Origin of the sequence: Pseudoxanthomonas sp. Root630 (genome assembly GCF_001427585.1) — a bacterium.
GTDB lineage: Bacteria > Pseudomonadota > Gammaproteobacteria > Xanthomonadales > Xanthomonadaceae > Pseudoxanthomonas_A.
Genome location: NZ_LMGY01000018.1, coordinates 121,468 through 135,683 on the forward strand (window position 1 = coordinate 121,468; position 14,216 = coordinate 135,683).

The window sequence follows — 14,216 nt, forward strand, 5'->3', positions numbered from 1 at the left end:
CACGCATGAGCTGGCTCAGCAAACTGATGCCGTCGGGCATCCGCACCGAGGGCAACGCAGGCAAGAGCAAACGCAGCGTCCCCGAGGGGCTGTGGGAAAAATGCGACCGCTGCGGCGCGGTGCTGTACCGGCCGGAGCTGGAAGAAAACCTGGAGGTCTGCCCGAAGTGCGGCTTCCACATGCCGATCCGCGCCCGCGCCCGCATGGCCGCGCTGTTCGACCCGGGCAGCACCCGCGAGATCGGCGCCGCGCTGGGCCCGACCGACGTGCTGAAGTTCAAGGACCAGAAGAAGTACGCCGACCGCATCAAGGCCGCGCAGAAGAGCACCGGCGAGCGCGATGCGCTGATCACCCTGCAGGGCACGCTGAAGGGCCGCGACCTGGTCGCCAGTGCCTTCGATTTCGCCTACATGGGCGGCTCGATGGGCTCGGTGGTCGGCGAGCGCTTCTCGCTGGGCGCGGAAAAGGCGCTCGAAATCGGTTCGCCGTTCGTGTGCTTCTCCGCCAGTGGTGGCGCGCGCATGCAGGAGAGCCTGTTCTCCCTGATGCAGATGGCCAAGACGTCGGCCGCGCTGGGCAAGCTGCGCGAGGCCGGGCTGCCGTACATCTCGGTGATGACGCACCCGACCACCGGCGGTGTGTCGGCGAGCTTCGCGATGCTGGGCGACATCAATCTCGCCGAACCGGAAGCGCTGATCGGCTTCGCCGGCCCGCGCGTGATCGAGCAGACCGTGCGCGAGACGCTGCCGGAAGGCTTCCAGCGTTCGGAGTTCCTGCTGGCGCATGGCGCGGTGGACCAGATCTGCGACCGCCGCGAGATGCGTGACCGCCTGGCGGACCTGCTGGCGTTGCTGATGAAACAGCCCAAGCCGCAGGACAGCGAACTGGTGACCGCATGAGTCGCAAATACTTCGGTACCGATGGCATCCGTGGCCGCGTCGGCACCAGCCCCATCTCCGCCGATTTCGTCCTCCGCCTGGGCAACGCCCTGGGCCGGGTGCTGTGCGAAAAGGCCGGCGGCGCGCGCCCGGTCGTGGTGATCGGCAAGGACACGCGCATCTCCGGCTACATGTTCGAAGCCGCGCTCGAGGCCGGCCTGGTCGCCGCCGGCGCGGACGTGCAGCTGATGGGCCCGATGCCCACGCCGGGCGTGGCGTTCCTGACGCGCACCCTGGGCGCCGATGCCGGTATCGTCATCAGCGCCTCGCACAACCCGCATCACGACAACGGCATCAAGTTCTTCTCGGCAGAAGGCGAGAAGCTGGACGACGCGACCGAACTCGCGATCGAGGCCGCGCTCGACGCGCCATTCTTCACCGCCGAATCCGAGAAACTCGGCAAGGCGATCCGCACGCGCGACGCGGTCGGCCGCTACATGGAGTTCTGCAAGGCCAGCGTGCCGCGCCGCTTCGACCTGAAGGGCCTGAAGCTGGTGCTGGACTGCGCGCACGGCGCCACGTACCACATCGCGCCGCTGCTGTTCCGCGAGCTGGGTGCCGACGTGATCACGATCGGCGTCGAGCCGAACGGCATCAACATCAACGACGGCGTGGGCTCCATGCACGTGGAGAACCTGGCCGCCAAGGTGCGCGAGACCGGCGCCCACCTGGGCATCGCGTTCGACGGTGACGGCGACCGCGTGCTGATGGCCGACGCCGACGGTGTGCCCGTGGATGGCGACGAGCTGATCTACCTGCTGGCGCGCGACTGGCAGGCCAGCGGCCGCCTGCGCGGCCCCGTGGTCGGTACGTTGATGACCAACTACGGGCTGGAGCGCGCGCTGGGCAAGCTCGAGATCCCGTTCGTCCGCACCAAGGTCGGCGACCGTTACGTGCACCAGGCGCTGGTCGAAGGCAATGCGGTGCTCGGCGGCGAAGCCTCCGGCCACCTGCTGTGCCTGGACCGTACCACCACGGGCGATGCCATCATCGCCGCGCTGCAGGTGTTGGAAGCATTGCGCCGCCGCCGGCAGACATTGCGCGGTGCCCTGGACGGCCTGACGATGCTGCCGCAGAAGACCATCAACGTGAAGCTGGCCAACGGCGCGAAGCCGACCGAGGCGGCGAGCGTGCAGGCGGCGCTCGCGCAGGCACAGGCGGCGGTGTCGGGGCGCGGGCGCGCGTTCCTGCGGCCGTCCGGTACCGAGCCGGTCGTGCGCGTGACGGTCGAGGCCGACGACGATGCGCTGGTGCGCAGCACGCTGGACACCCTGGCCGATGCCGTGCGCGCCGCTGCGGCGGCTTGATCCGGATCAATGAATCACCGGCGCGCGAACGTTCCCATGGCGTTCCCCGCGCAACAAACCTGTTGGAGCAGACCTGCATGAGTGCCCGTATTCCCACCCTGGACATCACCCGTTTCGATACCGACCGCGAAGCGTTCGTCGCCGAGCTCGGCGCGGCCTACCGCGAATGGGGCTTCGCCGGCATCCGCAACCACGGCATCCCGCAGGCGCAGATCGATGCGGCCTATGACGTCTTCAAGCGTTTCTTCGCACTGCCCGACGACGTGAAGAAGCAGTACCACGTGCCGGGCGGCGGCGGCGCGCGCGGCTACACGCCGTTCGGCGTGGAGACCGCGAAGGATTCCAAGCACTTCGACCTGAAGGAGTTCTGGCACATCGGCCGCGAGATTCCCGAGGATTCGAAGTACCGCGACGTCATGCCGCCGAACCTGTGGCCCGTCGAGGTGCCCGGCTTCAAGGAGCACGGCTACGGCCTGTACGGAGCGCTCGACCAGCTGGGCTCGCGTGTACTGTCGGCGCTGGCGCTGCACATCGGATTGCCTGAAAACTACTTCGTCGACAAGACGAACTCCGGCAACTCGATCCTGCGCCCGATCCATTACCCGCCGATCACCGCCGACGACATCCCGAACGTGCGCGCCGGCGCGCATGAAGACATCAACCTGATCACGTTGCTGGTCGGCGCGAGCGCCGCGGGCCTGGAAGTGCGTTCGAAGCAGGGCGAGTGGGTGCCGTTCACCTCCGACGCCGACACCATCGTGGTCAACATCGGCGACATGCTGCAGCGCCTGACCAACCACGTGTACCCGTCGACCACGCACCGCGTGACCAATCCGCCGGGCGAGCAGGCTCGCCAGCCGCGTTACTCGGTCCCGTTCTTCCTGCACCCGAATCCGGACTTCCTGATCGACGTGCTGCCCTCGACGATCACGACCGAGAATCCCAAGCGCTACCCGGAAGCGATCACCGCACAGGGCTACCTGGAAGAGCGCCTGCGCGAGATCAAGTTGAAGTAAGCGCGCCGCTTCCTGCCGCACCTGTTTTCCACGACGCCGGCTTGCCGGCGTCGTGCATGTCCGGGCCCGTCAATCGAGCGGGCGAACCTTGCGCGAGTTGCGCGCCATCATGCCCAGCGCCAGCCGGTGCGGCAGCAGCTTCACGATGGCGTGCATCAACCGGTAGCGCCACCCGGGCACCACCAGCACATCGCCACGCTCGTTGCCGTCGATGCCGGCGCGCGCGACCTCGGCGGCCTGCAGCCACATCGTCGGCGACACCTGCATGCGGGCGCGGGTACCGGTGACGTCGTGGAATTCGGAGTAGGTGAAGCCCGGGCACAGCGCGGTGACGTGGACGCCGCGGTCGGCGTTCTCCAGCGCGAGCGCCTCGCTCAGCTTGAGCAGGAAGCTCTTCGCCGGCGCGTACAGCGTCTGGCCTTCCGCAGCAGGCATCAAGGCGGCGAACGAGGCCACGTTGATGATGCGGCCCTGGCCGCTGGCGCGGATCGCCGGCAGCAGGCGCCAACACAGTTCACTGACCGCGGTAAGCATCACCTGCAGGAAGGCCGCATGGACGGCCCAGTCGCTGCTGCGGTAGCGCCCTGGCACGCCATAGCCGGCGTTGTTGACCAGGATCCGCACGGCGATGCCGCGACGTTCGAGTTCGGCGACGAGCGCCGCCGGTGCTGCGGGGTCGGCGAGGTCGCAGGCGATCACGTCCACCGGCACCTGTGCCGCCAGTTCGTCCGCCAGCGCCTGCAGACGATCCGCCCGCCGCGCCGTCAGCACCAGCGGCACACCGCGGCGCGCGTACTCGCGTGCGATCTGTTCGCCGATGCCGCTGGAGGCGCCGGTGACCAGGGCGCGGCTGGAGGAAGGAGGAGGGGAGGCGTCGGTCATCGGCGGTCCGGGGCGTGATCGTGTCCGCTCGCACGATACCGTGCCGGCTGGGTGCCCCGGCCAACATCCGTTAGACTGCGCGACCCGAACTGGACAGGAATTGGTCTTATGCGTCGCAAGCTCGTGGCGGGCAACTGGAAGCTCCATGGCAACCGCGGTTTCGCCACCGCGCTGATGGACGAGCTGGTCGCCGGCCTGCCGCTGGAGGGCGTGGATCTGCTGATCCTGCCGCCGCTCCCTTACCTGGGCGAGCTGATCGAAGACTACGGCCACCGGGGTGTCGCGTTCGGCGCCCAGGACGTCAGCAGCAACGAAAAAGGCGCCTACACCGGCGAGGTGTCGGCTTCCATGCTGGTCGACGTGGGTGCGCGCTACGGCCTGGTGGGCCATTCCGAGCGCCGCCAGTACCACAACGAGAGCAGCGAGTTCGTGGCCCGCAAGTTCGTGGCGGCCAAGCACGCCGGCCTGATCCCGCTGCTCTGCGTGGGCGAGACCGAGCAGCAGCGCAAGGACGGCCAGACCGAGTTCCGCATCCTCAAGCAGCTGGAGGCCGTGTTCGACCTCGCCGGCCCGCAGGCCTTCGCCGGCGCGGTGATTTCCTACGAACCGGTCTGGGCGATCGGCACCGGCCTGACTGCCACGCCGGACCAGGTGCAGGCAGTGCACGCGTTCATCCGTGGCGAAGTGGCTGCGCGCGATGCTAGAATTGCCGATTCACTGACCCTCCTGTACGGAGGCAGCGTGAAGCCCGACAACGCCGCGGAACTGTTTGCGCAGCCCGATGTCGATGGAGGGCTGGTGGGCGGCGCTTCCCTGGTCGCCCGGGATTTCCTGGCCATCGCGCAAGCGGCGGCCGGCCGGGGGTGACCCCGGCAACGCCGGCCCATGGGGGCCTGGCGACTCAACCGGTTGAGACTGAATCCGATGTGGATGTTGATCCTTAATGTGGTGTACGTGCTGGTGGCCATCGCGATCATCGCGCTGGTGCTGATGCAGCGCGGCTCGGGCGCGCAGGCCGGTTCGGGCTTCGGCGCGGGTGCGTCGGGCACGGTGTTCGGCGCGCGCGGCGCGTCCAACTTCCTGTCCAAGAGCACTAAGTGGCTGGCCGTGGCGTTCTTCGGCATCAGCCTGTTCATGGCCTGGTACGCGACCCACAGTGCGCGACCGACCACGCAGCAGAACCTCGGCGTGATGTCGCAGCTGCCGGCGGCGGCTGAAGCGCCCGTGGGCGAACTGCCGAAGCCGTCGACCGTGCCCAGCACGCCGATCCAGGCGCCGGCGCCCGCCGGCACCGTGCCCGCCGCTCCGCAGGAGGCTGCGCCCGCGCCGGCCGCCGGCGAGCAGCAGGCGCCGGTCACGCCGCCGCAAGGCGGCTGAGCCCGGCTACAATGGCGCGGCTCGCAGCCGCGCAGGTTTCAAAGCCCAGGTGGCGGAATTGGTAGACGCACTACCTTGAGGTGGTAGCGACGAAAGTCGTAGGGGTTCGAGTCCCCTCTTGGGCACCAGCAGCAAACGGGACGCGGAAGCGCGATCCTGGTGAAAAACCCGCCGCCAGGCGGGTTTTTTATTGGTCCACGCATCGCGATACACGCGGGTAATCGTTTACTACCAAGTTCACCAACCGTTACAATCCCGTCGATTCATCGGGCGCCCGGTACGTGTTGCGGAAGGGGGCCCGCGGAAGGCGGATCGGCGCGGTACGCGCCGGCACGCCAAGGTGGATGTGCCGTCGGGCTCCGGGCCGTGCGGAAGTCCCGATGCCCCTGCGCCCATGGCCAGGGCCGCGGCGAACGCCGGGCCCCGGCTGAAGGCGCGAGCCCCGTTCAGGCCCGGACGCAGTCGCATGCGGTCGGGCGGAAAGGACAAGAAGAGACAAGCGAGTGCTGGCCAATTACCTGCCCACCCTGTTGTTCCTGATCGTCGCCACCGGCATCGGCATTGCGCTGATGGTGGTCGGACGGTTCCTCGGCCCGCGCCGCCCGGACGCGCAGAAGCTGTCCCCGTACGAATGCGGCTTCGAGGCCTTCGAAGACGCGCGCATGAAGTTCGACGTGCGCTACTACCTGATCGCCATCCAGTTCATCGTCTTCGATCTGGAAATCATCTTCATCGTTCCGTGGACGCTGGTGTTCCAGGAGCTCGGTCCGCGTGCGCTGGTCACGATGGGCCTGTTCGTGGGCATGCTGTTCCTCGGCTTCATTTACGTTTGGAAGAAGGGAGCGCTCGAATGGGAGTGATCCAGACCGTCGACCGTCTGATGAACAACCCGATCCCGGAAGGGCGGGTGGACGACATCCTGCGCCCCGAGGGCGACAATCCGCTGCTGGAAAAGGGCTACGTGACCACCAGCGTCGACGCGCTGATGAACTGGGCACGTACCGGCTCGATGTGGCCGATGACGTTCGGCCTGGCCTGCTGCGCGGTCGAGATGATGCATGCCGGCACCTCGCGCCTGGACCTTGACCGCTACGGCGTGGTGTTCCGCCCGTCGCCGCGCCAGTCCGACGTGATGATCGTCGCCGGCACCCTGGTCAACAAGATGGCCCCGGCGCTGCGCAAGGTCTACGACCAGATGCCCGACCCGAAGTGGGTGATCTCGATGGGCAGCTGCGCCAACGGCGGCGGCTACTACCACTACTCGTACTCGGTGGTCCGTGGTTGCGACCGCATCGTGCCTGTCGATGTCTACGTGCCCGGTTGCCCGCCCACGGCCGAAGCGCTGGTGTACGGCATCCTGCAGTTGCAGAAGAAGATCTGGCGCACGCAGACCATCGCGCGCTGATCCGCCTCTCCCCCGTTCCCCTTCTAGAGCACGCCACGCCCCATGGCTGAGCAAGCTGCAAACTTCACCGACCAGTTGCGCGCGCGTTTCGCCGACGCGACGGTCAGCGTCGCCGAGCCGCGCGGCGAAGTCACCCTGGAAGTGCCGTCGGCATCGTGGCACGCCGTCGCGCTCGCGCTGCGCGACGAATTCGGCTTCGAGCAGGCCGTCGACGTCAGCGGCGTGGACTACCTGGGCTACGGCAGCGCCGAATGGGATACCGCGGACGTCTCGTCCGAGGGCTTCAGCCGTGGCGTGGAGGGTTTCGGCCCGGGTCGCTTCAGCTGGGAGCAGCGTCCGCGCGACGCCGCCCGCCCGAACCGTTTCGCCGTGGTCCTGCACCTGCTGTCGTACCAGCACAACCGTCGCGTCCGCGTGCGCTGCTTCGCTCCCGACGACGGCCTGCCGGTGGTGGCATCGGTGTCCGACGTGTGGCCGGGCCTGAACTGGTTCGAGCGCGAAGCGTTCGACCTGTACGGCATCATCTTCGAAGGCCATCCGGACCTGCGTCGCATCCTGACCGACTACGGTTTCGTCGGCCATCCGTTCCGCAAGGACTTCCCGCTGATCGGCAACGTCGAAGTGCGTTACGACGAAGAAAAGAAGCGCGTGGTGTACGAGCCGGTCACCTCGGTCGAGCCGCGCGTCGGCGTGCCGCGCGTGATCCGCGACGATGCGCGCTACCAGACCGCCGCTGGCGAAGCCGCAGCGCGTGAGGGCAAGGCATGAGCAATCCGCAATCCGGCACCGCGTTCGCCAGCAACCCTGTCGAAGCCAGGCAGGAAATCCGCAACTACACGCTGAACTTCGGCCCGCAGCATCCGGCCGCGCACGGCGTGCTGCGCCTGATCCTGGAAATGGACGGCGAGACCATCGTCCGCGCCGACCCGCACGTGGGCCTGCTGCACCGGGGCACCGAGAAGCTAGCCGAGTCCAAGCCGTTCAACCAGTCGATCGGCTACATGGATCGCCTCGACTACGTGTCGATGATGTGCAACGAGCACGCCTACGTGCGCGCCATCGAGACCCTGATGGGCATCGAGGCGCCGGAGCGCGCGCAGTACATCCGCACGATGTTCGACGAGATCACCCGCATCCTGAACCACCTGATGTGGATCGGCTCCAACGCGCTCGATCTCGGCGCGATGGCGGTCATGCTGTACGCCTTCCGCGAGCGCGAAGAGCTGATGGACTGCTACGAGGCGGTCAGCGGCGCGCGCATGCACGCGGCGTACTACCGTCCCGGCGGCGTGTACCGCGACCTGCCGGACCGCATGCCGAAGTACAAGGAATCGCCGTGGCGCAAGGGCAAGTCCCTGGCCCACTTCAACCAGGCGCGCGAGGGTTCGCTGCTCGACTTCCTGGAAGACTTCACCAACGAGTTCCCCAAGCGCGTCGACGAGTACGAGACGCTGCTGACCGACAATCGCATCTGGAAGCAGCGCACCGTCGGCATCGGCGTGATCTCGCCGGAACAGGCGCGCGCGCTGGGCATGACCGGCGCGATGCTGCGCGGCTCGGGCATCGCCTGGGACCTGCGCAAGAAGCAGCCGTACGCGAAATACGACGTGGTCGATTTCGACATCCCCGTCGGCGTCAATGGCGACTGCTACGACCGCTACCTGGTCCGCGTCGCCGAGATGCGCCAGTCCAACCGCATCATCCAGCAGTGCGTGAAGTGGCTGAAGGCCAATCCTGGCCCGGTCATGGTGCAGAACTTCAAGGTCGCTCCGCCCTCCCGCGAGGAGATGAAGGACGACATGGAAGCGCTGATCCACCACTTCAAGCTCTTCAGCGAAGGCTATTGCGTGCCGGCCGGCGAAACCTATGCCGCGGTCGAGGCGCCGAAGGGCGAGTTCGGCTGCTACCTGGTGTCCGACGGCGCCAACAAGCCCTTCCGCGTGAAGCTGCGCGCGCCGGGCTTCGCGCACCTGTCCTCGATGGACGAGATCGTGCGCGGCCACATGCTCCCCGACGTCGTCGCGATGATCGGTACCTATGATCTTGTCTTTGGTGAGGTGGACCGATGAGGGCCACGGGTAATTTCGAAGCGGCGCAGAACGTCGATCCGCTGGTGGCGTTGAGCGACGAGACGCGCGCGCACATCGATCATTGGCTGACCAAGTTCCCGCCGGACCGCAAGCGGTCCGCGGTGCTGCAGGGCCTGCATGCCGCGCAGGAACAGAACGAGGGCTGGCTGACCGACGAGCTGATCGCCGCCGTCGCCAAGTACCTCGACCTGCCGCCGGTATGGGCCTACGAGGTAGCCAGCTTCTACTCGATGTTCGAGACCGAGAAGGTCGGCCGCAACAACGTCGCCTTCTGCACCAACATCAGCTGCTGGCTCAACGGCGCCCAGGACCTGGTCGCGCACGCCGAGAAGAAGCTGGGCTGCAAGCTCGGCGAATCCACCGCCGACGGCCGCGTGTACCTGAAGCGCGAAGAAGAGTGCGTGGCCGCGTGCTGTGGCGCGCCGGTGGTCGTGATCAACGGCCACTACCACGAGAATCTCACGCCGGCGAAGGTCGACGAGCTGCTGGACGGGCTGGAGTAAGCGCAATGGCAGGCCATTCACACTATTCCGAAGGCTACGGCCCGGTCGGTCCCGCTCCCAAGGAGCACCAGGCCGTCTACACCACGCTGCACTTCGACAAGCCGTGGTCGTACGAGAACTACCTGAAGACCGGCGGCTACGCCGCGCTGCGCAAGATCATCGAAGAGAAGATCCCGCCGGCCGACGTCGTCGAGATGGTCAAGCAGTCCGGCCTGCGCGGCCGCGGCGGCGCGGGCTTCCCGACCGGCCTGAAGTGGAGCTTCATGCCCAAGGGCGACATGCAGAAGTACATCCTCTGCAACTCGGACGAATCCGAGCCGGGCACCGCCAAGGATCGCGACATCCTGCGCTACAACCCGCACGCGGTGATCGAGGGCATGGCGATCGCCTGCTACGCCACCGGTTCGACCGTGGGCTACAACTACCTGCGCGGCGAATTCCACCACGAGCCCTTCGAGCATCTGGAAGAAGCCACGGCCGAGGCCTACAAGCATGGCTGGCTGGGCAAGAACATCCTCGGCTCGGGCGTGGACATCGACCTGTACAACGCGCTCGGCGCGGGTGCCTACATCTGCGGCGAAGAAACCGCGCTGATGGAGTCGCTGGAAGGCAAGAAGGGCCAGCCGCGCTTCAAGCCGCCGTTCCCGGCCAACTTCGGCCTGTACGGCAAGCCGACCACGATCAACAACACCGAGACCTATGCGTCGGTGCCGGCGATCCTGCGCAACGGCGCCGAGTGGTTCATGAGCCTCGGCAAGCCCAACAACGGCGGCTGCAAGATCTTCTCGGTCTCCGGCCACGTCGCGCGCCCCGGCAATCACGAGATCCGCCTGGGCACGTCGTTCGCCGACCTGCTCGAGCTGTGCGGCGGCATGCGCGAAGGCCGCAAGATCAAGGCCGTCATCCCCGGCGGTTCCTCGATGCCGGTGCTGCCGGGCGAGGTGATGATGGGCCTGACGATGGATTACGACGCCATCCAGAAGGCCGGTTCCGGCCTGGGTTCCGGCGCCGTGGTCGTGATGGACGACACCACCTGCATGGTGCGTGCCTGCCAGCGCATCGCGCGCTTCTACTACAAGGAAAGCTGCGGCCAGTGCACGCCGTGCCGCGAAGGCACCGGCTGGATGTACCGCATGCTGACCCGTGTCGCCGAGCACAAGGCCACGATCGAAGACCTGCAGACGCTGCGCGCGGCCGCGGGGCAGATCGAAGGCCACACCATCTGCGCGTTCGGCGAAGCCGCCGCGTGGCCGGTGCAGGGCATGCTGCGCCACTTCTGGCACGAATTCGAATACGCGATCGTCAACAAGCGTTTCCTCGTCGACGACGAGCGCGACGGCACGGTGGTCCGTTCCAACCTGGAGGTGGCCGCGTGAGTGCGCAGCCCGTGAATCCCAACCTGCCGCCGGACCATGTCACCGTCTTCATCGACGGGCAGGAGTTGGCCGCGCCGAAGGGTTCGATGATCATCCAGGCGGCCGACAAGGCCGGCATCCCGATCCCGCGCTTCTGCTACCACGAGAAGCTGCCGATCGCGGCCAACTGCCGCATGTGCCTGGTCGAAGTCGAGAAGATGCCGAAGCCGGCACCGGCCTGCGCCACGCCGGTGATGGATGGCATGAAGATCGCCACGCGCAGCGACAAGGCGTTGAAGTCGCAGCGCAACGTGATGGAATTCCTGCTGATCAACCACCCGCTGGACTGCCCGATCTGCGACCAGGGCGGAGAGTGCGAACTGCAGGACCTGTCGCTGGGCTATGGCCGTTCGGTCAGCCGTTTCCAGGAACGCAAGCGCGTGGTGCCCGACGAGGACATCGGTCCGCTGGTCGCCACCGAGATGACCCGCTGCATCCAGTGCACGCGCTGCGTGCGCTTCACCGCGGACGTCGCCGGCACCTATGAGCTGGGCGGCATGTACCGCGGCGAGAACCTGCAGATCGGCACCTACGACGGCAAGCCGCTGACCACCGAGATTTCCGGCAACGTCATCGACGTATGTCCGGTGGGTGCGCTGACCAACAAGGTGTTCCAGTTCCGCGCCCGTCCGTGGGAACTGATCGCTCGCGAATCCGTCGGTTTCCACGACGCGATGGGTTCCAACGTGTTCCATCACTCGCGCCGTGGCCAGGTGCTGCGCACCGTGCCGCGCGAGAACGAGGCGGTCAACGAGTGCTGGTTGTCCGACCGCGACCGCTATTCGCACCAGGGCTTGTACGCCGAGGACCGCGCGGTGAAGCCGCTGCAGAAGGTCAACGGCGAGTGGCGAGAAGTCTCCTGGGCCGAAGGCCTGTCCGCCGCCGCCGAGATCCTGCGCGCGAACCGCGGCGACAGCCTCGGCGTGCTGGTGCACCCGGCCGTGTCGAACGAGGAGGGTGGCCTGCTGGCGAAGCTGGCCGAAGGCCTCGGCACCGGCAACCTGGACCACCGCATCAACAACCGCGATTTCTCCGATGGTGCCGTCGCCGCGCCGTTCGCGCTGCCGCTGGCGGAGATCGAACAGGCCGACGTCATCGTGTTGTTCGGCACCAACGTGCGCCACGAGCTGCCGCTGCTGCACCAGCGCATCCGCAAGGCCGTCCGCAAGGGCGCCAAGGTGCACGTGGTCAACCCGGTCGACTTCGATTTCGCCTTCAGTGTGGCCGGCAAGCGCATCGTCGCGCCATCGCAGCTGGGTGGCGCCCTCAATGAGGCCGCGCTGCGCGACATCGCGAAGAACGCCAACCGTGCCGTCGTGCTGGTCGGCGGGATCGCCGAGAACCATCCGCAGGCCGCGATGCTGCGCGCCGCCGCCGGCGAGTTTGCCGCGGCGACCAGCGCCTCGCTGTGCCGCATTCCGCAGGGCGCCAATGCCGTCGGCCTGGCGCGCCAAGGCGTGCTTCCGAGTGGTCGTGATGTGGCCGGCATGTTCGCCGAGCCGCGCAATGCCTATGTCATCTACGGTATCGAACCCGGTCTGGATTTCGCCGATACGCCGGCCGCCACCAAGGCGCTGGCCTCGTCGAAGGTCGTGGCGTTCAGCCACTTCGCCTGCAAGTCCACGCGCGACGTGGCCGACGTGATCCTGCCGATCGGTGCGCTGCCCGAAATCGAGGCCACGCTGACCAATCTCGATGGCAAGGACCAGCGCACGCAGACGGTCGGCAAGCTGCCGGGCGAGGCGCGTGAAGGCTGGAAGGTGTTGCGCGCGTTGGGGGGTGAACTGCAACTGGCCGGCTTCGAGTTCGCCGATGCCGCAGGCATGCGCGACGCAATCGCGCATCCGAAGACGGTCTCCGTCGCCAAGTCCGCGGCTCCCGCGGCGCAAGGTCAGGGCCTGGAGCTTGCAGTCAGCGCGGCGATCTATCGCACGGACGGTACCGTCCGCCGCGCCGAAGCGCTGCAGGCGCATCCGCTGAATGTCGGCGCGCGCATCGTGCTCAACCCGGCCGATGCGCAGGCCGCCGGCGTGGCCGATGGCCAGGTCGCGAAGGTCGGCAATGGGATCGGTACCGCGGCGCTGCCGGTGGTGGTCGATGCCCGCGTCGCGGCGGGTTCGGCCTGGATCGAAAGCGGCTACGGCGCCACCGCGCCGCTGGGCGCGGGACGCGTGACGGTGGTGAGCGCATGAACGAACTGTTGATCAACGCTGTCGGCCCCCTGCGCGAGTGGTTCTTCGGGCTGGGCGACATCGGCATGGTGCTGTGGATCGTGCTGAAGATCCTGGTGGTCGCCATGCCGGTGATCATTTCGGTCGCGTTCTACGTGGTCTGGGAACGCAAGCTGATCGGCTGGATGCACGTGCGCCACGGGCCGATGTACGTGGGCATGGGCATCTTCCAGGCCTTCGCCGACGTGTTCAAACTGCTGTTCAAGGAAATCATCCAGCCCAGCAGCGCGCAGAAGGCGATGTACGTGATCGCGCCGCTGATCGTGCTTGCGCCGGCATTCGCCGCGTGGGCGGTGGTGCCGTTCGACTACCAGCTGGTGCTGTCCAACGCCAACGCCGGCCTGCTGTACCTGCTGGCGATGACCTCGTTGGGCGTGTACGGCATCATCATCGCCGGCTGGGCATCGAACTCGAAGTACGCGTTCCTGGGCGCGATGCGCTCCGCTGCGCAGGTCGTCAGCTACGAAATCGCGATGGGCTTCGCGCTGGTGGGCGTGCTGATCGCCGCCGGCAGCCTGAACCTCACCGACATCGTGATGGCGCAGGCCGGCGACGCCGGCTTCTTCGAGTGGTTCTGGTTCCCGCTGTTCCCGCTGTTCATCGTGTACTGGGTGTCCGGCGTGGCGGAGACCAACCGCTCGCCGTTCGACGTGGTGGAAGGCGAGTCGGAGATCGTGGCCGGCCACATGGTGGAGTACTCCGGCGCGGCATTCGCGCTGTTCTTCCTGGCCGAGTACGCCAACATGATCCTGGTCAGCTTCCTGATCTCGATCTTCTTCGTCGGTGGCTGGCTCAGCCCGCTGCAGGGCCTGGTCACTGCCGATGTGTCGCCGTGGGTCAACTGGATATGGACCGGCGGCTGGCCGTGGCTGCTGCTGAAGGTGCTGTTCTTCGCCAGTGCCTACATCTGGTTCCGCGCCAGCTTCCCGCGCTACCGCTACGACCAGATCATGCGGCTGGGATGGAAGGTGTTCATCCCGCTCACGATCTTCTGGATCGCGGTGACGGCGTTGCTGGTGTTCTTCGGCGTGTTCGAGAAGGGTGTGTAAGAC

General features: G+C 67.1%; 14 protein-coding genes and 1 tRNA gene. 14 read left to right on the plus strand and 1 reads right to left on the minus strand.

The genetic code is table 11. The annotated features are described in order from the left end of the window. Window positions 1-5: 5 nt before the first annotated feature. From accD to ASD72_RS17295, 3 genes are all read left to right on the plus strand, one after another. The gene (accD, locus tag ASD72_RS17285) at window positions 6-899 is read left to right on the plus strand and encodes an acetyl-CoA carboxylase, carboxyltransferase subunit beta (RefSeq protein ID WP_056881202.1); all 894 of its coding nucleotides are present in this window, start codon (window positions 6-8) and stop codon (window positions 897-899) included. Continuing rightward, window positions 896-2,245, plus strand: coding sequence for a phosphoglucosamine mutase (gene glmM, locus ASD72_RS17290; protein WP_056881203.1), 1,350 nt, complete (start codon window positions 896-898; stop codon window positions 2,243-2,245). The genes accD and glmM overlap by 4 nt, the downstream gene beginning before the upstream one ends. Window positions 2,246-2,322: 77 nt before the next feature. Beyond that, the gene (locus tag ASD72_RS17295; RefSeq protein WP_056881204.1) at window positions 2,323-3,261 is read left to right on the plus strand and encodes a 2-oxoglutarate and iron-dependent oxygenase domain-containing protein; all 939 of its coding nucleotides are present in this window, start codon (window positions 2,323-2,325) and stop codon (window positions 3,259-3,261) included. A gap of 69 nt (window positions 3,262-3,330) precedes the next feature. Here ASD72_RS17295 and ASD72_RS17300 read toward each other — a convergent pair whose 3' ends face one another. Further along, window positions 3,331-4,143, minus strand: a complete 813-nt coding sequence (locus ASD72_RS17300) for an SDR family NAD(P)-dependent oxidoreductase (RefSeq protein ID WP_056881205.1) — start codon at window positions 4,141-4,143, stop codon at window positions 3,331-3,333. A gap of 108 nt (window positions 4,144-4,251) precedes the next feature. Between ASD72_RS17300 and tpiA the strand changes: the two genes are divergently transcribed. The 11 genes from tpiA to nuoH all read left to right on the plus strand — a co-directional run bounded on the left by tpiA (window position 4,252) and on the right by nuoH (window position 14,213). Continuing rightward, window positions 4,252-5,010 carry a triose-phosphate isomerase gene (tpiA, locus tag ASD72_RS17305; RefSeq protein WP_056881206.1) on the plus strand — a complete coding sequence of 253 codons (759 nt, stop codon included), beginning with the start codon at window positions 4,252-4,254 and terminating at the stop codon, window positions 5,008-5,010. Between the two features lie 57 nt (window positions 5,011-5,067). Next, window positions 5,068-5,520: a preprotein translocase subunit SecG gene (secG, locus tag ASD72_RS17310; RefSeq protein ID WP_056881207.1), complete on the plus strand. Its 453-nt coding sequence runs from the start codon at window positions 5,068-5,070 to the stop codon at window positions 5,518-5,520. Window positions 5,521-5,563: 43 nt separating this feature from the next. Further along, a tRNA-Leu gene (locus ASD72_RS17315) sits at window positions 5,564-5,648 on the plus strand. A gap of 375 nt (window positions 5,649-6,023) precedes the next feature. Continuing rightward, complete coding sequence (locus ASD72_RS17320) at window positions 6,024-6,380, plus strand: NADH-quinone oxidoreductase subunit A (RefSeq protein WP_056881208.1); 357 nt, start codon at window positions 6,024-6,026, stop codon at window positions 6,378-6,380. Then, window positions 6,371-6,925 (plus strand): NADH-quinone oxidoreductase subunit B, encoded by a 555-nt coding sequence (locus tag ASD72_RS17325; RefSeq protein WP_056881209.1) that lies wholly within the window; start codon window positions 6,371-6,373, stop codon window positions 6,923-6,925. Before ASD72_RS17320 ends, ASD72_RS17325 begins: the two co-directional genes overlap by 10 nt. Window positions 6,926-6,967: 42 nt before the next feature. Continuing rightward, window positions 6,968-7,693 (plus strand): NADH-quinone oxidoreductase subunit C, encoded by a 726-nt coding sequence (locus ASD72_RS17330; RefSeq protein ID WP_056881210.1) that lies wholly within the window; start codon window positions 6,968-6,970, stop codon window positions 7,691-7,693. Then, a complete protein-coding gene (locus tag ASD72_RS17335) occupies window positions 7,690-8,994 on the plus strand; it encodes an NADH-quinone oxidoreductase subunit D (RefSeq protein ID WP_056881211.1) in 1,305 nt (434 codons plus the stop codon). The genes ASD72_RS17330 and ASD72_RS17335 overlap by 4 nt, the downstream gene beginning before the upstream one ends. Next, a complete protein-coding gene (nuoE, locus tag ASD72_RS17340; protein ID WP_056881212.1) occupies window positions 8,991-9,518 on the plus strand; it encodes an NADH-quinone oxidoreductase subunit NuoE in 528 nt (175 codons plus the stop codon). The genes ASD72_RS17335 and nuoE overlap by 4 nt, the downstream gene beginning before the upstream one ends. A gap of 5 nt (window positions 9,519-9,523) precedes the next feature. Continuing rightward, window positions 9,524-10,894, plus strand: a complete 1,371-nt coding sequence (nuoF, locus tag ASD72_RS17345; RefSeq protein ID WP_056881213.1) for an NADH-quinone oxidoreductase subunit NuoF — start codon at window positions 9,524-9,526, stop codon at window positions 10,892-10,894. After that, on the plus strand, window positions 10,891-13,125 hold the full coding sequence (gene nuoG, locus ASD72_RS17350) for an NADH-quinone oxidoreductase subunit NuoG (RefSeq protein ID WP_056881214.1): 2,235 nt from the start codon (window positions 10,891-10,893) through the stop codon (window positions 13,123-13,125). Before nuoF ends, nuoG begins: the two co-directional genes overlap by 4 nt. Further along, the gene (gene nuoH / locus ASD72_RS17355; RefSeq protein ID WP_056881215.1) at window positions 13,122-14,213 is read left to right on the plus strand and encodes an NADH-quinone oxidoreductase subunit NuoH; all 1,092 of its coding nucleotides are present in this window, start codon (window positions 13,122-13,124) and stop codon (window positions 14,211-14,213) included. The genes nuoG and nuoH overlap by 4 nt, the downstream gene beginning before the upstream one ends. Window positions 14,214-14,216: the final 3 nt, after the last annotated feature.